The sequence below is a fragment of the Thauera sp. JM12B12 genome (genome assembly GCF_039614725.1).
Classification (GTDB): Bacteria; Pseudomonadota; Gammaproteobacteria; order Burkholderiales; family Rhodocyclaceae; genus Thauera.
This window is the reverse complement of sequence record NZ_CP154859.1, coordinates 3,541,895-3,560,541: the sequence shown is the minus strand read 5'-3', so window position 1 is coordinate 3,560,541 and position 18,647 is coordinate 3,541,895. Positions and strand designations below refer to the sequence as shown.

Annotated in this window: 20 protein-coding genes; 18 read left to right on the top strand and 2 right to left on the bottom strand. The window is 67.3% G+C overall.

What is annotated here, in order from left to right:
• Positions 1-8 precede the first annotated feature (8 nt).
• The 8 genes from hisA (at position 9) to tatC (ending at position 4,245) form a co-directional block, all read left to right on the top strand.
• Positions 9-758 carry a 1-(5-phosphoribosyl)-5-[(5-phosphoribosylamino)methylideneamino]imidazole-4-carboxamide isomerase gene (gene hisA, locus AAG895_RS16165; RefSeq protein ID WP_345793009.1) on the top strand — a complete coding sequence of 250 codons (750 nt, stop codon included), beginning with the start codon at positions 9-11 and terminating at the stop codon, positions 756-758.
• A 19-nt stretch (positions 759-777) separates the two neighbouring features.
• Positions 778-1,539 (top strand): imidazole glycerol phosphate synthase subunit HisF, encoded by a 762-nt coding sequence (gene hisF / locus AAG895_RS16160; protein ID WP_345795314.1) that lies wholly within the window; start codon positions 778-780, stop codon positions 1,537-1,539.
• The gene (gene hisI, locus AAG895_RS16155) at positions 1,536-1,931 is read left to right on the top strand and encodes a phosphoribosyl-AMP cyclohydrolase (RefSeq protein WP_345793008.1); all 396 of its coding nucleotides are present in this window, start codon (positions 1,536-1,538) and stop codon (positions 1,929-1,931) included. The genes hisF and hisI overlap by 4 nt, the downstream gene beginning before the upstream one ends.
• Complete coding sequence (locus AAG895_RS16150; protein WP_345793007.1) at positions 1,928-2,266, top strand: phosphoribosyl-ATP diphosphatase; 339 nt, start codon at positions 1,928-1,930, stop codon at positions 2,264-2,266. The genes hisI and AAG895_RS16150 overlap by 4 nt, the downstream gene beginning before the upstream one ends.
• A complete protein-coding gene (locus AAG895_RS16145) occupies positions 2,263-2,610 on the top strand; it encodes a histidine triad nucleotide-binding protein (RefSeq protein WP_345793006.1) in 348 nt (115 codons plus the stop codon). Before AAG895_RS16150 ends, AAG895_RS16145 begins: the two co-directional genes overlap by 4 nt.
• A 10-nt stretch (positions 2,611-2,620) precedes the next feature.
• The gene (gene tatA, locus AAG895_RS16140) at positions 2,621-2,857 is read left to right on the top strand and encodes a Sec-independent protein translocase subunit TatA (RefSeq protein WP_345793005.1); all 237 of its coding nucleotides are present in this window, start codon (positions 2,621-2,623) and stop codon (positions 2,855-2,857) included.
• Positions 2,858-2,953: 96 nt separating this feature from the next.
• The gene (gene tatB, locus AAG895_RS16135) at positions 2,954-3,427 is read left to right on the top strand and encodes a Sec-independent protein translocase protein TatB (protein WP_345793004.1); all 474 of its coding nucleotides are present in this window, start codon (positions 2,954-2,956) and stop codon (positions 3,425-3,427) included.
• Positions 3,424-4,245: a twin-arginine translocase subunit TatC gene (gene tatC / locus AAG895_RS16130; RefSeq protein WP_345793003.1), complete on the top strand. Its 822-nt coding sequence runs from the start codon at positions 3,424-3,426 to the stop codon at positions 4,243-4,245. The genes tatB and tatC overlap by 4 nt, the downstream gene beginning before the upstream one ends.
• 53 nt (positions 4,246-4,298) lie before the next feature.
• On the opposite strand, the gene AAG895_RS16125 is transcribed toward tatC, so the two are convergent.
• Entirely contained in the window at positions 4,299-5,456 is a 1,158-nt protein-coding gene (locus AAG895_RS16125; RefSeq protein WP_345793002.1) for a Do family serine endopeptidase, read from the bottom strand.
• Positions 5,457-5,544: 88 nt separating this feature from the next.
• Here AAG895_RS16125 and AAG895_RS16120 point away from each other — a divergent pair, with 88 nt between their 5' ends.
• Entirely contained in the window at positions 5,545-6,294 is a 750-nt protein-coding gene (locus AAG895_RS16120; RefSeq protein ID WP_345793001.1) for a Nif3-like dinuclear metal center hexameric protein, read from the top strand.
• On the opposite strand, the gene AAG895_RS16115 is transcribed toward AAG895_RS16120, so the two are convergent.
• The gene (locus AAG895_RS16115; RefSeq protein ID WP_345793000.1) at positions 6,291-8,105 is read right to left on the bottom strand and encodes a hypothetical protein; all 1,815 of its coding nucleotides are present in this window, start codon (positions 8,103-8,105) and stop codon (positions 6,291-6,293) included. The two genes, AAG895_RS16120 and AAG895_RS16115, sit on opposite strands and share 4 nt — an antisense overlap.
• Positions 8,106-8,342: 237 nt before the next feature.
• On the opposite strand from AAG895_RS16115, the gene AAG895_RS16110 reads away from it, so the two are divergent.
• From AAG895_RS16110 to trpE, 9 genes are all read left to right on the top strand, one after another.
• On the top strand, positions 8,343-8,897 hold the full coding sequence (locus AAG895_RS16110) for a DUF2889 domain-containing protein (RefSeq protein WP_345792999.1): 555 nt from the start codon (positions 8,343-8,345) through the stop codon (positions 8,895-8,897).
• 254 nt (positions 8,898-9,151) lie between these two features.
• Positions 9,152-10,312, top strand: coding sequence for an ADP-forming succinate--CoA ligase subunit beta (gene sucC / locus AAG895_RS16105; RefSeq protein ID WP_345792998.1), 1,161 nt, complete (start codon positions 9,152-9,154; stop codon positions 10,310-10,312).
• 12 nt (positions 10,313-10,324) lie between these two features.
• Positions 10,325-11,218: a succinate--CoA ligase subunit alpha gene (gene sucD, locus AAG895_RS16100; RefSeq protein WP_345792997.1), complete on the top strand. Its 894-nt coding sequence runs from the start codon at positions 10,325-10,327 to the stop codon at positions 11,216-11,218.
• 147 nt (positions 11,219-11,365) lie between these two features.
• Positions 11,366-12,109, top strand: coding sequence for an FHA domain-containing protein (locus AAG895_RS16095; protein WP_345792996.1), 744 nt, complete (start codon positions 11,366-11,368; stop codon positions 12,107-12,109).
• A gap of 120 nt (positions 12,110-12,229) precedes the next feature.
• Positions 12,230-12,997 (top strand): 3',5'-cyclic-nucleotide phosphodiesterase, encoded by a 768-nt coding sequence (locus AAG895_RS16090; RefSeq protein WP_345792995.1) that lies wholly within the window; start codon positions 12,230-12,232, stop codon positions 12,995-12,997.
• Positions 12,998-13,076: 79 nt separating this feature from the next.
• Entirely contained in the window at positions 13,077-15,425 is a 2,349-nt protein-coding gene (locus tag AAG895_RS16085) for a GspE/PulE family protein (RefSeq protein WP_345792994.1), read from the top strand.
• A gap of 64 nt (positions 15,426-15,489) precedes the next feature.
• On the top strand, positions 15,490-16,185 hold the full coding sequence (rpe, locus tag AAG895_RS16080; RefSeq protein ID WP_345792993.1) for a ribulose-phosphate 3-epimerase: 696 nt from the start codon (positions 15,490-15,492) through the stop codon (positions 16,183-16,185).
• Entirely contained in the window at positions 16,182-16,862 is a 681-nt protein-coding gene (locus AAG895_RS16075) for a phosphoglycolate phosphatase (protein ID WP_345792992.1), read from the top strand. Before rpe ends, AAG895_RS16075 begins: the two co-directional genes overlap by 4 nt.
• A 285-nt stretch (positions 16,863-17,147) precedes the next feature.
• Positions 17,148-18,620, top strand: coding sequence for an anthranilate synthase component I (gene trpE / locus AAG895_RS16070; protein ID WP_345792991.1), 1,473 nt, complete (start codon positions 17,148-17,150; stop codon positions 18,618-18,620).
• Positions 18,621-18,647: the final 27 nt, after the last annotated feature.

The following is an 18,647-nucleotide window of genomic DNA, read 5'->3' as shown; positions in this document are numbered from 1 at the left end:
ATCCCCGTATGTTGCTGATCCCCGCCATCGACCTCAAGGACGGTCACTGTGTTCGCCTGAAACAGGGTGAAATGGAAGGCGCCACGGTGTTTTCCGAAGATCCCGGCGCCATGGCGCGCCACTGGCTCGACGCCGGCGCCCGCCGCCTGCATCTGGTCGACCTGAACGGCGCATTCGCCGGCAAGCCGAAGAATGGCGGTGCCATCCGCGCGATCACCGACGTCGTCGGCGACGACATTCCGGTTCAGCTCGGGGGCGGCATCCGCGACCTCGACACCATCGAGCACTACCTCGACAACGGCATCAGCTACGTCATCATCGGCACCGCCGCGGTCAAGAACCCCGGATTCCTGCACGACGCCTGCAGCGCCTTCCCCGGTCACATCATCGTCGGCCTCGACGCCAAGGATGGCAAGGTGGCGGTCGATGGCTGGTCCAAGCTCACCGGCCACGACGTGGTCGATCTCGCGAAGAAGTTCGAGGACTACGGCGTCGAAGCGGTGATCTACACGGACATCGGCCGCGACGGGATGCTCTCGGGCGTCAATATCGAAGCCACCGTGCGCCTGGCGCGCGCGCTGCGCATCCCGGTCATCGCCAGCGGGGGCATCACCGACCTGCGCGACATCGACGCGCTGTGCGCGGTCGAGGAGGAAGGCATCATGGGCGCGATCACCGGGCGCGCGATCTACGAAGGCACGCTGGATTTCGCCGCTGCGCAGCTGCGTGCGGACGAATTGAACGGCGTGACCGAATGATTTTCCTCACTGAGCGCCGCTGATGCTCGCAAAACGCATCATCCCCTGCCTGGACGTGAAGTCCGGGCGCGTGGTCAAGGGCGTCAATTTCGTCGAGTTGCGTGACGCCGGCGATCCGGTCGAGATCGCGCGCCGCTACGACGAGCAGGGTGCCGACGAGATCACCTTCCTCGACATCACCGCGAGCTCCGACGACCGCGACATCATCCTGCACGTGGTCGAGCAGGTCGCCGAGCAGGTCTTCATCCCGCTCACCGTCGGCGGTGGCGTGCGCGTGGTCGAGGATGTGCGCCGCCTGCTCAACGCCGGTGCCGACAAGGTCAGCATGAACACCGCGGCGGTCAACAACCCGCAGCTGGTGCACGACGCCTCCAGCAAGGTCGGCAGCCAGTGCATCGTGGTCGCGATCGACGCCAAGCAGACTGCGCCCGGCAAGTGGGAGGTGTTCACCCACGGCGGTCGCAACAACACCGGGCTCGACGCGATCGAGTGGGCGCGCAGGGTCGAGTCGCTGGGCGCGGGCGAGATCCTGCTCACCAGCATGGACCGTGACGGCACCAAGAGCGGTTTCGATCTCGCGCTCACGCGTGCGGTGTCCGATGCGGTGCGCATCCCGGTGATCGCCAGTGGCGGCGTCGGCACCCTGGAGCACCTTGCCGAGGGCGTCTCGGAGGGCCGTGCCGATGCGGTGCTGGCAGCGAGCATCTTCCATTTCGGACAGCACACCGTGCGCGAGGCCAAGGAGCTGATGCGCGCGCGCGGCATCGAGGTGCGCTTGTGAGCGAGAACACGCGCTGGTTGAACGAGGTCAAGTGGGACGAGCACGGTCTGGTGCCGGTGATCGCACAGGAGGCCGCCAGCGGCGATGTGCTGATGTTCGCCTGGATGAACCGCGAGGCCCTGCAGCGTACCGCCGAGACGGGCGAAGCCATTTACTGGTCACGTTCGCGCCGTAAGCTGTGGCACAAGGGCGAGGAGTCCGGTCACGTGCAGAAGGTGCTCGACATCCGCATCGACTGCGACAACGACGTGGTGCTGCTGAAGATCGAACAGGTCGGAGGCATCGCCTGCCACACCGGGCGCCACAGCTGCTTCTTCCAGAAGTATTTCGCCGATGGCCGCTGGGAGGCCGTCGAACCGGTTTTGAAAGACCCGCAGGAGATCTACAAATGATCGATATCGAAGTGCTGCACCGCGTGGCCGAGACCCTGGCCGCGCGCAAGAAGGCCGATCCGGACTCCTCCTACGTCTCCAGCCTGTACCAGAAGGGCACCGACGCGATCTGCAAGAAGGTCGCCGAGGAGGCCGCCGAGACCATCATGGCGGCCAAGGACAAGGACATGCTGCATCTGGTGTGGGAGGTCACCGACCTGTGGTTCCACTCCATGGTGCTCCTCGCTCACTACGGACTCTCGGTGGACGACGTTCTCGCCGAGTTCCGCCGCCGCGAGGGCGTGTCGGGCATCGACGAGAAGAAGTCGCGCACCGCCACGGGTACGAACGCATGAGCGACTGCATCTTCTGTCGCATCGTGCGCGGGGAAATTCCGTCGAAGAAGGTGTACGAAGACGAGCACGTCTATGCCTTCCACGACATCAGTCCGGTCGCGCCGGTGCATGTTCTGGTCGTCCCGAAGGTGCACGTGGATTCGATGGCGGAGCTCGGCGAGGAACACGAGGCCTCGATGGGGCGTCTCATGGTTGCAGCGGGCAGGATTGCGCGCGAGCAGGGTTGTGCCGACGGCTTCCGGACGATCGTGAACACCGGCAGGGTCGGCTTGCAGGAGGTGTATCATCTGCACCTTCACATTCTGGGCGGGCCGAATCCCCTGCCGCCCATGTTGAAGCGCTAAGGAGAGCGGTATGGGTTCTTTGAGCATCTGGCACTGGCTGATCGTGCTGGTCATCGTCCTCTTGGTGTTCGGCACCAAGAAGCTGCGCAACATCGGTTCCGACCTGGGTGGCGCGGTGAAGGGCTTCAAGGAGGGCATGAAGGAAGGCGACGCCGGTGCGTCCACCGATGCCAGCCAGGAGAAGATCGCCAACGGCCAGACGATTGAAGGCGAGGCGCGCGAGAAGGTCGACCGGACCCAGTCCTGATCTTCGCGTCTCGATGCAAGAGGGGCGCCCTGACCGGAGCGCCCCTTCGTTTTACTGCGGTCTGTCATCGACAGGCCGCGTCGCGAGCGAGCACACATGTTCGATTTCGGCTTTTCGGAACTCATCGTGATCGGCATCGTGCTGCTGGTCGTGGTCGGGCCCGAGCGCCTGCCCAAGGTCGCACGCACTGCCGGCCATCTGCTGGGCCGTGTCCAGCGCTACGTGACGGACGTGAAGTCCGACATCCAGCGCGAGATGCAGCTCGAGGAGCTGAAGAAGCTCCAGGAGCAGGTCAAGCATCAGGCGCAGGAGCTGGAATCCTCCGTTCGTTCCGGAATGGCCAGCGTCGAATCCGAGGTTGACCGCACGGCAGGCGAACTGCGCTCGATCCTGCCGGATGGCGCCCCCGCCCAGCCGGGAGACGCTTCTGCCACCCCGGCTCCGGCGACCGCCGGCAGCCAGCTGCTGGCGGCGGAACGCCCGTCCGAGGGGGGTGGGCGTCCGCAGCTCGAGCTCGGGCTGGATGCAGGCGCGGGCGTGGCCTCCGGCGCGGAAAAGACCAAGGCATGAGCACACAACAGGAAACCTTCATCGCGCATCTCATCGAGCTGCGCGACCGCCTCATCCGCGCGCTGCTCGCGCTCGTGATCGTGTTCGTCTGCCTGATGCCGTGGGCCGGCGACATCTACGACATCCTCGCCAAGCCGATGATGGACACCCTGCCCGCGGGCACGAACATGATCGCCACCGGGGTGGTCACCCCGTTCTTCGTGCCGGTGAAGGTCACGATGATGGTGGCCTTCGTGCTTGCGCTGCCGTGGGTGCTGTATCAGGCCTGGGCATTCATCGCGCCCGGGCTCTACGCACACGAGAAGCGGCTCGCGCTGCCGCTCGTGCTTGGCAGCACGCTGCTGTTCCTCATCGGCATGGCGTTCTGCTACTTCTTCGTGTTCGGGATGGTGTTCAAGTTCATCGCCGAATTCGCGCCCAAGAGCATCGTTCCGGCGCCGGACATCGAGCAGTACCTGTCTTTCGTGATGTCCATGTTCATGGCCTTCGGGATCACCTTCGAGGTGCCGGTGGCGGTGATCCTGATGGTCAAGGCCGGCATCGTGGACGTGGCGAAGCTGCGTGAGGCCCGCCCCTACGTGATCGTCGGCGCTTTCGTGATCGCGGCGATCGTCACGCCGCCCGACGTGGTCTCGCAGTTCATGCTCGCGGTGCCGATGTGTCTGCTCTACGAGCTCGGCATCTTCCTCGCGAACTTGATGAGCCGGCCCTCGCCACGGGAGGAGGCTGCCGCGGACTACGTCCCGCCTTCGATCGAGGACATGGATCGCGAGCTCGACCGCATCGAGAGCGAGGATCGCCAGGCCGGCAAGCACTGAGCGCCGCGGCCGCGGTTTGGCCGGCATGCCGCGGCTGTCCCCTGGCGGCCCTCTCAGCGGTTCGCCGCCGGGACCGGGCGGCGGCCGACTTCCACAGTCAGATCCAGTTCTTCGCCACCGCGGCGGACGCGGAAGGCGGCGCTCTGCCCGGGCGGCAGCGCAGCCACCATGTCGAGCATGGTCTTCGGATCGGGAACCGAGCGGCCATCGAGCGCGATCAGCACGTCGCCCGGGCGCACGCCAGCGCGATCGGCCGGGCTCCCGCGCAGCACGCCGGCAATGAGCGCGCCCGCGGCGTCGCGATAGCCGAAGGACTCTGCCAGGTCGGCCGTCAGCTCCTGGATCTCCACGCCCACCCAGCCGCGCACCACTTCGCCGCGGGCCACGATCTGCTCGAGCACGTTGCGGGCGATCGACACGGGGATTGCAAAGCCGATCCCGAGCGAGCCGCCCGAGCGCGAGTAGATCGCGGTGTTGATGCCGACAAGGTGCCCGGCGCTATCGACCAGCGCGCCGCCGGAGTTGCCCGGATTGATCGCGGCGTCGGTCTGGATGTAGTTCTCGAAGGTGTTGATCCCGAGCTGGCTGCGGCCGAGTGCGGAGACGATGCCCATGGTCACCGTCTGGCCGACGCCGAATGGGTTGCCGATCGCGAGCACGACGTCGCCGACGGTGAGGCTGTCGCTCGTGGAGAAGGTGATGGCCGGCAGCGCTGCTTCGCTCTCGATGCGCAGCACCGCGAGGTCCGTCTCAGGGTCGCGGCCGATCAGCCGGGCGGCGTACTTGCGTCCGTCATTGAGCGCGACCTCGATCGCGTCGGCAGTCTCGATCACGTGGTTGTTGGTGAGGACATAGCCGTCGGGGCTGACGATGACGCCGGACCCCAGCCCGGATTCGCGCTGACTCGGCCCATTGTCCGGGCGCTCGCCGAAGAAATGACGGAACAGCGGGTCATCGAACAGTGGATGGCGCTGGCTGCGGCCGGCCTTGGTGGTGAAGATGTGCACCACCGCGGGCATGGACTGCTGCGCGGCCGGGGCGTAAGAGCCCGCCGCCGGCGCGCGCTCGGCTCCGGCCGGAGCCTCGAGAATTGCCACCACCGCCGCGGGCGTGGCCTCGCGCAGCCATTCGGGCTTCAGGGTGTTGAGCACGAACAGGACCGCGACGCTGACGGTCACGGCCTGCGCGAAGATGAGCCACAAGCGGCGCATAATGTAGGGCTTTACGAACGAAGGTCGCGAACGCCTCACCGCGGTCCGGATTCCGCGCCGACGTTCGCTTCATGAAGGGGGAGGCTGCATGCAACTCATCGAGCTCAGGAACCATCTCGACACCCTGCTCGACGCCCAGCGGCTGAAGGATTATTGCCCAAACGGTCTGCAAGTGGAAGGACGGCCCGAGGTGCTGCGGGTGCTGTGTGGCGTGACCGCCAGCCAGGCACTGCTCGACCATGCGGTGGCGGGTGGATATGACGCCGTATTCGTGCATCACGGGCTGTTCTGGCGAGGTGACGACGGCAGGGTTACCGGTTTTCGGCGCCAGCGACTGCGCGCGCTGCTCGCCAACGACATCAACCTCTTCGCCTATCATCTGCCCCTCGACGTGCATCCCGAGCTCGGCAACAACGCTCAGCTTGCGCGCCTGATGGGCTGGGAGGGCGAAGGGCGTTTCGCGGACCAGGACCTGGGCTGGATCGGCCGCCCGACCGGCGCGGTGGCGTCGGGAGAGGAGATGGCGCTCGCCCTCGCCGACAAGTTGGGTCGGATGCCGCTGCTGGTCGGCGATGGCGGGCGGCTCGTACGCCGCATCGCCTGGTGCACCGGGGGCGCGCAGGGCTATTTCGAGCAGGCGATCCTGGCCGGCGCCGACCTCTACGTGTCGGGCGAGATTTCCGAGCAGACCGTGCACCTGGCGCGCGAGACCGGGGTGCCCTACATCGCCGCCGGCCATCATGCCACCGAGCGCTACGGCGCCCGTGCGATCGCCGCGTACCTGAAGCGCGAACTCGGCCTGGAAGCCGAATTCCTCGATCTCGACAATCCCGTCTAGCCGCGCGCGCTCCGCCCCTGATCCGGTTTCGGGCAGGGGCCGAGGTCCTCCTCGAGGATCGCGGAGAGGGTCAACACCTCGTCGATCACGGTGAAGGGGAAGCCGAAGCGCGTACCGTCGCGGTTGTCACGCAGCAGTTGCTGAAGGTAGCGCTGGCAGGCGGTGGTGCGCCAGCTCCGCTGCAGGGTCTCGGAGATGTGCGGCAGGTCCTCGAGGCTCATGCGCGAGTCCCGCAGGCTCTGGTAGTTGTCCCAGTTCACCTTGCTGACGTTGAAGGTCTTGTTCAGCTCGCCGGCGATGGCGTCGAATTCCGCGCGCAGTCCGGCGGCGCGATAGACCTCGAGCAGCTTGAGCCAGGGGGTCACCGCCTCGCGCGGATTGCCGCGAATGAACTCGGCCAGGGTCTCCGCGGCGCCTTGGACGCGGCCGAAGCTCATCATGATGTCGGCAAGCTCGACCGCGGACTTGTGCTCTTCGACCACGGTGCCCTCGGCGAGGCGGGGGTCGGTGACGGTGTCGACCGCGCCCTGGCCTTGCGGCAGCGCTTGCGCCACGCCGGGGGCCGCCGGGCTGCGCTCCGGATCGCGCACGGGAAGGGCTGCGCTACGCTGCGGATGCTCGGCGGGGCTGCGGGGCACGCGCTCCGGATCGCGGCGGCGACGCAGCAGCAGGGCGGCCAGCAGCAGGGCGGCCGCCCCGAGACCGGCGAACAGGTAGAGATCGTGCGACACGGCCGCGGGCGCCGGGGCCTGCACTGCGGTGGGCGCTGGCGGCGGGTTTGCCGCGGCCGTGACTACCGCTGCGGCGGGCGGTGGCGGTGCCATGCTGCGCACGCGCGCCTCCAGGCGGGCCTGCAAGTCCTCGAGCTCCTTGATGCGAGCCAGCAGTTCCATCTCGGCAATGATGCTGCGGTCGATGGCTGCGGCCACTTCGCGCTCACGTGCGCTCAGGCTGTCTGCGGCCGCAGCCGCGGCGCCGGTGTCCCCGCCTGCCTGCCTTGCATCCGGGGCCGGGACGGTCGCTCGTTCCACCACCAGCCGGTCTTCGCCCGTGGCCGGCGCCACCGCCTGCCCTCTGGCTTGCGCGCCGCCCGCCGGGGCGGCGTTGGCGGTGTTGGCAGCGACGCGGCGCAGGTCGGGAATGACGACGCGGGTGCCCGCGGGCAGGGCGCGTCCGTGCGCTGACGTATCGGGGAACAGTCGCGGATTGGCCGCAGCGGTGGCGCGCGTGAAGCGCGCGCGTGCTGCCTCGTCGTCAGGGTAGAGGGCTTCGCCGAGTGAGGCCAGGGACTCGCCCGGGGCGGTGGTCCATGTGCGATTGGCGGCCTTGGGCCGTGCCGGTGCCGGCGCAGGGGCGGACGCCCGGCGCGGCGGCGGTGCCGCGCTGCGATCGGCGGCGCGCGCGCCTGCTGGCGCTGGGGCGCTCGCCGTGGCGGTGAAGGGCATCAGCAAGGTGTATTCGCGCCGCAAGCGGGCGTCGCAGACGTTCTCGATCGCCAGGCGGACGATGGGGTCATGCACTGCGCGGCTGTCGCGCACGAGCAGGCGTGCGCCCGCGGCGCTGCCGACGACGCTCACCCGGCCTCGCGTCAGCGCGGGGAGGTCGTTGCCCGCGTCGCCTGGCGTGACCACGCGGAAGCAGTCGGCGCGTGGCGTGCCGTCTGCGCGCGCGAACCGGATCTCGGCGCTGAAGGCTTCTCCCAGCGCGGAAAGGGCCACGACTTCGCCGAGCACGGCGGAAAAGGCGGTGGGAGTCGAGCCGAGGAGGGCTGCGGTGATGGCGATGGCAAGCGGTATCCGTCTGGTCTTCATGTTCCGCGCGTCCGGCGCTGGGTTGGCAGATGTTCCGCTTTTAGCAGAGTCGTTGCGGCCGCTCCAGCAACTGTTACGCACTTTGGTTGATGAATTCGCCGCACCGTGACGGGGTGCGCACTTCGCGCAGGGCCGCGAGGAAGGTATGGAGCGGAGAAGCTTGGGGAAGGGGTCGGACGCAGCGCCGAAATCGGCTAAGATCGCCTTTCCATACGTTGCCGTACGCGCAGGATTCCCATGCCGCTGCCCGACCCCACCGTTCCGCGACGTCGAGCACACACCCGGCGCATCGAACTCGAAGGCTTCGTGCGCGAGGACGGGCTCTACGAACTCGATGCGGCCCTCATCGACGTTAAGGATCTCGACTACCCGCTCGCCTCGGGGCTGCGCCGCGCGGGCGACCCGGTGCATCTGATGCGGGTACGTCTCACGCTCGACGATGCCTTCAACATCGTCGATGCCGTCGCGTGCTCGGACTCCGTTCCCTATCCCGGGCAGTGCGACACGATCGGGCCTGCGTACCGCAGGCTGGTCGGGCTCAACCTGGTGCGCGGCTTCCGGCGCACGGTGGGGGAGATGTTCGCCGACGTTCGCGGCTGCACGCACATGACCGAGCTGCTGCTGTCGTTGCCGACCGCGGCGATCCAGACTTTCGCGACCTTCCGGCGCGACAACGAGGAGGTGGCCGAGAAGCCCTTCCAGCTCGATCGCTGCCATGCGCTCGAGAGTTCGGCCGAGGCCGTGCGCCGCTACTATCCGCGCTGGTACCGCCCGACGACGGGGCAGCGCTGAGGCGCTGCGCGCGCGCACGTTTTCCCGATGCCGCCGTTCGGCAGTGCACTGCGCAAAACCGGTTATAATTATAGGGTCTTGCGGTCGGGGTGGTTTCGTGCCCGGCCAGCGGGTCGGGTCGGGGGGTCCCGATTCATGGCGGTGGGCGACGGTCGAGGGAGACGTCGTCCGTCGTGGAGCGCCTGCGCTCCGAAGCATGCCATCAACCTGTTCGCGACGGCGCTTACCGTCGCGGCTTCGATCGAAGGGCAACCATGAAGATTCATGAGTATCAGGCAAAAGAACTGTTGAGGAAGTATGGCGTCGTCACGCCGCGCGGTTTCCACTGCGTGTCGGTGGACGGGGCGGTCAAGGCGGCCGAGGAACTCGGCGGCAAGATCTGGGTGGTGAAGGCCCAGATCCACGCCGGCGGCCGCGGCAAGGGCGGCGGCGTCAAGCTCGCCCGCTCGCTCGACGAAGTGCGCCAGCACGCCAACGACATCCTCGGCATGCAGCTGATCACCCACCAGACCGGCCCCGAGGGCCAGAAGGTGCGCAACCTGCTGATCGAGGAAGGCGCCGACATCAAGCACGAGTACTACGTCGCCGCGCTGACCGACCGCGCCACCCAGAAGGTCGCCATGATGGCCTCCTCGGAAGGCGGCATGGACATCGAGGAAGTCGCGCACAACACGCCCGAGAAGATCATCAAGGTCTTCGTCGATCCGCTCGTCGGCCTCACCGACGCACAGGCCACCGAACTGGCCAAGGGCATCGGCATTCCGGAAGGCTCGCTCGACAAGGCGGTCGACACCCTCAAGAAGCTCTACACCTGCTACATGGAAACCGATGCCTCGCTCGCGGAGATCAACCCGCTGATCCTCGAGGGCAACGGCAACATCAAGGCCCTGGACGCCAAGTTCAACTTCGACTCCAACGCCCTCTACCGTCACCCGGAGATCGTCGATTTCCGTGACTTCGACGAAGAGGACGCCGACGAGATCGAGGCCTCCAAGTTCGACCTCGCCTACATCAGCCTCGACGGCAACATCGGCTGCCTGGTGAACGGTGCCGGTCTGGCGATGGCCACCATGGACACGATCAAGCTGTTCGGCGCCGAGCCGGCCAACTTCCTCGACGTCGGCGGCGGCGCGACCACCGAGAAGGTCACCGAAGCCTTCAAGATCATGCTCAAGAACCCCAAGGTCAAGGGCATCCTGGTCAACATCTTCGGCGGCATCATGCGCTGCGACACCATCGCCACCGGCGTGGTCGCGGCGGCCAAGGAAGTTCATCTCTCCGTCCCGCTCGTGGTGCGCATGAAGGGCACCAACGAAGACCTCGGCAAGAAGATCCTCGCCGAGTCGGGTCTGCCGATCATCACCGCCGACACCATGGCGGAAGCTGCGACCAAGATCGTCGCTGCGGTCAAGTAAGGAGAGCTTCGAATGTCCATCCTGATCAACAAAGACACCAAGGTCATCACCCAGGGCATCACCGGCAAGACCGGCCAGTTCCACACCGAGAAGTGCCAGGAATACGCCAACGGCAAGAACTGCTTCGTCGCCGGCGTGAATCCGAAGAAGGCGGGCGAGAAGATCTTCGACATCCCCATCTACGCCTCGGTCAAGGAAGCCGCCTCGGAGACCGGTGCCACCGTGTCGGTGATCTACGTGCCGCCCGCGGGCGCCGCCGATGCCATCTGGGAAGCCTGCGAGGCCGACCTCGACCTGGCGATCTGCATCACCGAAGGCATCCCGGTCCGCGACATGCTGGTCGTGCGCAACAAGATGAAGCAGAAGGTTGCCGCCGGCGGCAAGGAAACCCTGCTGCTGGGTCCCAACTGCCCCGGCCTGATCACGCCCGACGAGATCAAGATCGGCATCATGCCCGGCCACATTCACCGCAACGGCCGCATCGGCGTGGTGTCGCGCTCCGGTACCCTGACCTATGAAGCCGTGGCCCAGCTCACCGAGATCGGCCTCGGCCAGTCCTCGGCGGTCGGCATCGGTGGCGACCCGATCAACGGCCTGAAGCACATCGACGTGATGCGCATGTTCAACGACGATCCGGACACCGATGCGGTGATCATGATCGGCGAGATCGGCGGTCCGGACGAAGCCGAAGCCGCGATGTGGTGCAAGGAAAACATGAAGAAGCCGATCGTCGGCTTCATCGCCGGCGTCACCGCGCCCGCAGGCAAGCGCATGGGCCACGCCGGTGCGCTGATCTCGGGCGGCGCGGACACCGCCGATGCCAAGCTCGCCATCATGGAAGAGTGCGGCTTCAAGGTCACCCGCAACCCGTCGGAGATGGGCAAGCTGCTGAAGGCGATGCTCTGATCCCCGAGCGTTGAATGCATCACGAAGGCGCCGGCAAGTCCGGCGCCTTTTTCGTTTACCGGGCCGGGCGCGCGCTAGAATGGCCTTCTTGGTTTTCATTCGCCGGGCCGTATGCGGCGCCGGTGCAACTTTAGAACGGGTAAGGGCATGCCGAAGTTGGTTCTCAGCATGGACGGGCTGGTGCTCAAGGAAATGCCGCTCGGCAAGGAGCGCACGACCATCGGTCGCAAGCCGGACAACGACATCCAGATCGACAACCTGGCGATCAGCGGGCATCACGCGATCATCACCTGCATCACCAACGATGCCTTCCTGGAAGACCAGAACAGCACCAACGGCACCTACCTGAACGGTCAGCCGGTCAAGAAGAACGTCCTGCGCAACAACGACGTCATCGAGCTCGGCAAGTACAAGATCAAGTTCATCGCCGACGATGCCAAGCCGGCCCTGTCGCCTTCCGAGATGATCGAGACTGCGGCGCTCAAGCCCTTCGAGATGCCGGGTACGGCAACCGACGTCAACGCCTCGGCGAGCGGGCCTGCTCCGCGCGAGACACAGATTCTCTCGGCTGCCGCGCGCCAGGCGGCTGCGGCCGAGGCTGGCGCCCCGGCCCCCGCGCAGCTCGCTGCGGTGGGCGTGATCCAGGTCCTGAGCGGTGCCAACGCGGGGCGCGAGCTCCAGCTCACGAAGTCGCTCACCACCCTCGGCAAGCCCGGTCGCCAGGTCGCGGTGATCACGCGCCGGCCGCACGGCTATTTCATCACCCACGTCGAAGGCGCCAGCTTCCCGCTCGTGAACGGCCGCGCGATCGATGCCCAGGCGCGCCTGCTTCATGACCACGACATCATCGAGCTCGCCGGCGTGAAGATGGAGTTCTTCCTGCGCAGCTGACGCCGGCTGGCGTCGTGAATTTGTGCCGCGCGCACCGTCGGGGGGCGGTGATAAGGTCTGCAGCGATGTGGGGATTTCGCGGCAGCCCGAGCACTGCCGGTCTTGCGGGTGGTCGAGGTGATGAAACTCAAGGTGCTGGGTTGCAGCGGCGGGATCGGCGGTTCGCAGTCGCGTACCACCTCCTTCCTGGTCGACGATGACATCCTGCTCGACTGCGGGACGGGTGTCGGCGACCTGCCGCTCGAGGTGCTCAAGGGGGTGGATCACGTCTTCCTGACCCACGCCCATCTCGATCACATCGCTGCGCTGCCCCTGATGATCGACTCGGTGGGCGAACTGCGCGATGCGCCGGTCACCATCCACGCGACGCCGGAAACCATCCGCATCCTGCATTCGCACATCTTCAACTGGCTGATCTGGCCGGACTTCTCGGCCATTCCCGATCATGCCCGGCCGTTCATGCGCTTCCAGCCGATGAACGTCGGCGAGCGCGTCGAACTGGACGGCCGCGGCATCACGGCGCTGCCGGCGCGCCACACCGTGCCCGCGGTCGCCTATTGCCTGGACAGCGGCGCGGGGCAGCTGGTGTTCTCGGGTGACACCGCCTACTGCGCGGAGCTCGTGACGCGGATCAACGCGTGCCCCGCCCTGCGCCATCTGATCCTCGAGACCGCCTTCGCCGAGGAGCAGCAGGGCCTGGCGGTGGCTTCGCGCCACCTCTGCCCGAGCATGTCGCGCACCCTGCTCGACGAGATCCGCGGCACGCCGGCGGTGCATATCAGCCATCTCAAGCCCGGCGTCGGCGCGCGCATCATGGCGCAGCTGCAGGCGGCGGGCAGTGCCCTCGGCGTGCGCCGCCTCGACCAGGGCGACGTGCTCGAGTTCTGAGCCGACGGGTGCGATGCCCCCGACCTTAATCGACGCGGGCGCAGCGAGCGCCCGTGCGCAGCAAGGAAACCTCAGCCAGATGAACGCAGCTTCTTCCGCTTCGAGTGCCGTGTCGCGCCGGCTGGCCTTCTTCAAGGGCCTGCAGACGCTTACCAACCGCATCCACGCCAGCAAGGACGTGGACGAGATCATGCTCGAGCTTGCCCCGGAGCTGTGCACCCTGTTCGAGGCCGAGCGCTTCACCATCTATGCGGCGGAGGAGGGCGGCGGCTCCATCGTCACCCGCGTCAAGACCGGCCTCAGCGGCGTGCAGAGCATTCGCCTGCCGATCGGTGAGAACAGCATCGCCGGCTACGTGGCGATGAGCGGGGCGGCGGTCAATATCCGCGACGTCTATGACGACGAGGAGCTGCGGCGCATCTCGCCGCGTCTGCAGCTGCGCCGCGAGATCGACGCGAGCACGGGTTTCCACTCGCGGCAGATGCTGGTGGCGCCGATCCGCGACCCCGACACCGGCGCTCTGCTCGGCGTCGTCCAGCTCATCAACACCCTGAACGGGGAGCCGTTCTCCAAGGTGGCCGAGGAAGGGGTCCTCGGCCTGGCGCAGACGCTGGGCGTGGCCTTCCTGCGCCATGCGCGGCAGCCGGGGCGGCTGCGTTCGCGTTTCGATGCCCTCGTCGTCGATGGCCGCATCACCGGAGAGGAGTTCGCCGAGGCGGCGCGCGCGGCGCGCGAGCTCGGACGCAGCACCGAGGCCGAGCTGAGCGAGCGCTTCGGGCTCAGCGCGGCCGAGCTCGGTGCCGCCGCCGCGCGTTATTTCGGCGTGCCCTACCAGGGTTTCGCCGCCAGTCACGTCAAGCCGATGGACCTGCTGCGCAACATCAAGCGCGAATACGTCGAGCAGACCTTGTGGCTGCCCTACGAGGAGAACGCCGAAGGTGTCGTGATCCTGTGCGTGGACCCCGAGCAGGTGCGCAGCTCCGGGGTCGCGCAGAACGTGCTGCCGAAGAAGCGGCTCCAGTTCCGCGTCACCACGCTGCGTGACTTCGAGCTGACGGTCGAGCAGTTCTTCGGGGCGTCGCTCGACGACGCCTCGGTGAGCGAGCTGCTGTCCGGCCTCGACGAGCCGGACGAGGAGGGGTCGCTGAAGGACGACGTCAGCGCCGCGGCCGACAACGAGCTCGTGAAGCTGGTGAACAAGGTCATCATCGACGCTTACCGCCAGGGCGCTTCGGACATCCACATCGAGCCGCGCCCGGGCAAGGAAAAGACGCTGATCCGCTTCCGCAAGGATGGCTCGCTCGTGCCCTACATCGAGGTCCCGGCCAGCTACCGCAATCCGCTCGTCACCCGCATCAAGATCATGTGCGACCTCGACATCGCCGAGCGCCGCAAGCCGCAGGACGGCAAGATCAAGTTCCGCAAGTTCGCGCCGCTCGACATCGAGCTGCGGGTGGCGACCCTGCCCACACAGGGTGGCATGGAAGACGTGGTGATGCGACTGCTCGCCAACAGCGAGCCGATCCAGATCGACAAGCTCGGGCTGCTGCCCTTCAACCTCGAGCGCCTGAAGGGGGCGATCGCCAAGCCCTACGGCATCTTCTTCGTGTGCGGCCCCACCGGCTCGGGCAAGACCACCACGCTGCATTCCATCCTCAACCACATCAATACCGCCGACACCAAGATCTGGACCGTCGAGGATCCGGTCGAGATCACCCAGAAGGGTCTGCGCCAGGTGCAGGTCAACCGCAAGGCCGGCATCGACTTCGCGACCATGATGCGTGCCTTCCTGCGCGCCGATCCGGACGTCATCATGGTCGGCGAAATGCGCGACCACGAGACCGTGTCGGTGGGTATCGAGGCCTCGCTCACCGGTCACCTGGTGTTCTCCACGCTGCACACGAACAGCGCGCCGGAGTCGGTCGTGCGCCTGCTCGACATGGGCATGGACCCGTTCAACTTCGCCGACGCGCTGCTCGGTGTGCTCGCGCAGCGCCTGGCCAAGCGCCTGTGCCTGAAGTGCCGCGAGGCCTACCAGCCGGGTGAGGATGAGGTCATGCGCCTGCTCGACGAATACTGCGAGGACATGCACCTGACACCTGCCTTCGCCGCCGACCCCGAGGCCGCCCGCCGTGACGTGCTGGCGCGCTGGCGCGCGGACTTCGCCGCCGCCGACGGTCGCTTCACCCTCTACCGGCCAGTGGGCTGCGAGCATTGCAACCAGGGCTACAAGGGCCGCGTCGGCCTGCACGAACTGATGCTGGGATCGGATGCGATCAAGCGCCTGGTCCAGTCGCGCGGCCGTGTCGAGCAGGTGCTCGGACAGGCGCTCTCCGAGGGCATGCGCACGCTGCGCCAGGACGGCATGGAGAAGGTGCTCGCCGGCATCACCGACATGAAGCAGGTGCGCAAGGTGTGCGTGCGCTGAGCGGGCCGGGGCGCGTCGGCAGCGGTTAGAATCGGGGCTGACCCCCATTCTCCCGGAGCGCCCCATGTACCGCATCGCCCCCAGCCTGCTGTCCGCCGACTTCGCCCGTCTCGGCGAGGAGGTGCGCAACGTCATCGCCGCCGGCGCCGACTGGATCCATTTCGACGTGATGGACAACCATTACGTCCCCAACCTCACGATCGGCCCGCTGGTGTGCGAGGCGATCCGCCCGCACACCACCGCGCCGATCGACGTGCACCTGATGGTGAAGCCGGTCGACCGCATCATTCCCGATTTCGCCAAGGCCGGCGCCAACGTCATCACCTTCCACCCCGAGGCCTCCGAGCACATCGACCGCAGCCTCGGCCTGATCCGCGATGCCGGCTGCCAGGCGGGGCTGGTGTTCAACCCCGCCACGCCGCTGCACCACATGGACCACGTCATGGACAAGCTCGACGTGGTGCTGCTGATGAGCGTGAACCCCGGCTTCGGCGGACAGAAGTTCATCCCCGAGACGCTGGTCAAGCTGCGCGCTGCGCGCGCGAAGCTCGATGCCTATGCGGCGCGCACCGGCCGCCGCATCCTGCTCGAGATCGACGGCGGGGTGAAGACCGACAACATCGCCGAGATCGCCCGCGCCGGGGCCGACACCTTCGTCGCCGGCTCGGCGGTGTTCGGCGCCGGCAAGGACGGCGACCCCCACCGCTACGACTCGATCATCGGCGCGCTGCGCGCCGAACTGGCGAAGGTGGCGGCATGAGCGTGCGGGCGCGCTTCTCGCCGCGTGCGGTGCTGTTCGACCTCGACGGCACCTTGCTCGACACCATTGCCGACCTCGCCGACGCGGCCAACCTGATGCTCGCCGAGCTCGGCCGCCCCGGCCGCAGCGAGGACGAGATCCACGGCTTCGTCGGCAAGGGCATCCCCAACCTCGTGCGGCGTTGCATGACCGAGGGCAGCACGGCCAGCGAAGACGAGATCGACTTCGCGGTCGGCGTGTTCCGCCACCATTACGCGCGCGTCAATGGCGCGCGCACCCGCATCTACCCGGGCGTCACCGAGCTGCTTGTCACCCTGCGCGCGCGCGATCTGCCGCTCGCCGTGGTCACCAACAAGGCCGAAGCCTTCACGCTGCCGCTGCTCGAACGCATGGAGATCGCCCACTACTTCGATACCGTGGTCAGTGGCGACACCCTGGCGGTGAAGAAGCCCGACCCTGCGACGGTCCACCTGGCCTGCACGCGGCTGGGCGTGGCGGCCACCGAGGCGCTGATGATCGGCGACTCGGCCAACGACGCGCTCGCCGCCCAGGGCGCGGGCATGCCGGTGCTGTTGGTCACCTACGGCTACAGCGAAGGCGTGCCGGTGGACACCATCGAATGCGATGGGCTAGTATCGAACGCGCTTCAGGTTCTGGATCACATCGTTCCGGCATAGCCGCGGACGCCGTCCGCCAGCTTGTCTCTCAGGGCTGTCCGGGCACCGCCAGGGCACGTCCGCCGTTCATCCTCCACCACAGACCGACATCGTGATGCGCGCACAACGGGATCGCTTCCTCGCCGCCTTCTCCTCCGTCCAGCTGGGCTGGCGGAGCGGCTGGCGCTGGCCTCTGGGCCACTGAACGCGATCCCCCTTCGCGGGGCCCGGATGGCTGCGAACGCACCTCCGCCTGCCCCGTCTGCTGCAAGCCGCCCCGATTCACCCGCTGTCCGTGGAGTCCCCATGCTCGAACACGAATTCAACGCCCTCGCCGCCGAGGGCTACAACCGTATTCCGCTCACCCTCGAGACCTTCGCCGATCTCGACACCCCGCTGTCGATCTACCTGAAGCTCGCCAACGAGCCCTACACCTACCTGCTCGAGTCGGTGCAGGGCGGCGAGCGCTTCGGGCGCTACTCCTTCATCGGGCTGTCCTCGCCCACGCGCATCGAGGTCTATCAGCGCTCGGCGCTGCTGCTCACCGGCAACCGCCTGGTCGAGCGCCGCGACTACGGCGATCCGCTCAACTTCGTCGCCGAGTTCATGAACCGCATCAAGGTGCCGCCGCGCGAGCACCTGCCGCGCTTCGCCGGCGGCCTGGTGGGCTGCTTCGGCTACGACACGGTGCGCTACATCGAGCCCAAGCTGGCGCAGACCGAGAAGCCCGACACCCTGGGCACGCCCGACATCCTGCTGCTGCTCTCCGAAGAAGTCGCGATCGTCGACAACCTCAGCGGCAAGCTCACCCTGGTGGTCTATGCCGAGCCCGAGGTTCCCGGTGCGTACAAGCGCGCGCAGAAGCGCCTGCGCGAGCTGCTCGCCCGCCTGCGCGCGCCGGTGCAGATCCCCGAGGAGACGCGCGCCGAGTCCGCGCCGCCGGTGTCGAGCTTCGGCGAGGAGGCCTTCAAGGACGCGGTGCGCCGCGCCAAGCAGTACATCGTCGACGGCGACGTCATGCAGGTGGTGCTGTCGCAGCGCATGAGCAAGCCCTACGCCGCCAGCCCGATGGCGCTGTACCGCGCGATCCGCTCGCTCAATCCCTCGCCCTACATGTTCTATTTCAACTTCGAGGACTTCCACGTCGTCGGCGCCTCGCCCGAGATCCTCACCCGGCTCGAGGACGACGTCGTCACCGTGCGCCCGATCGCCGGCACCCGCAAGCGCGGCGCCACGGTGGCCGAGGACCTCGCGCTCGAGAAGGAGCTGCTCGCCGACGAGAAGGAGCGCGCCGAGCACCTGCAGCTGCTCGACCTCGGCCGCAACGACGCCGGCCGGGTGTCCGAGACCGGTACGGTGAAGGTCACCGAGCGCTTCACCATCGAGCGCTACTCGCACGTGATGCACATCGTCTCCAACGTCGAGGGCAAGCTCAAGGAAGGCCTCAACGCGCTCGCCGTGCTGCGCGCCACCTTTCCGGCCGGCACGGTTTCGGGCGCGCCCAAGGTGCGGGCGATGGAGATCATCGACGAGCTCGAGCCGGTCAAGCGCGGCGTCTATGCCGGCGCGGTCGGTTATCTCGGCTTTCATGGCGACATGGACCTCGCGATCGCGATCCGCACCGCGGTGCTCAAGGACGGCCAGATCCACGTCCAGGCCGGCGCCGGCATCGTCGCCGACTCCGACCCCGACGCCGAATGGCAGGAGACGCAAAGCAAGGCCCGCGCCATGCTGCGCGCCGCCGAGATGGCCGAAGGCGGGCTGGACACGCGGGCCTGAGCGACATGCGGGCGAGGGCGCGCGGAT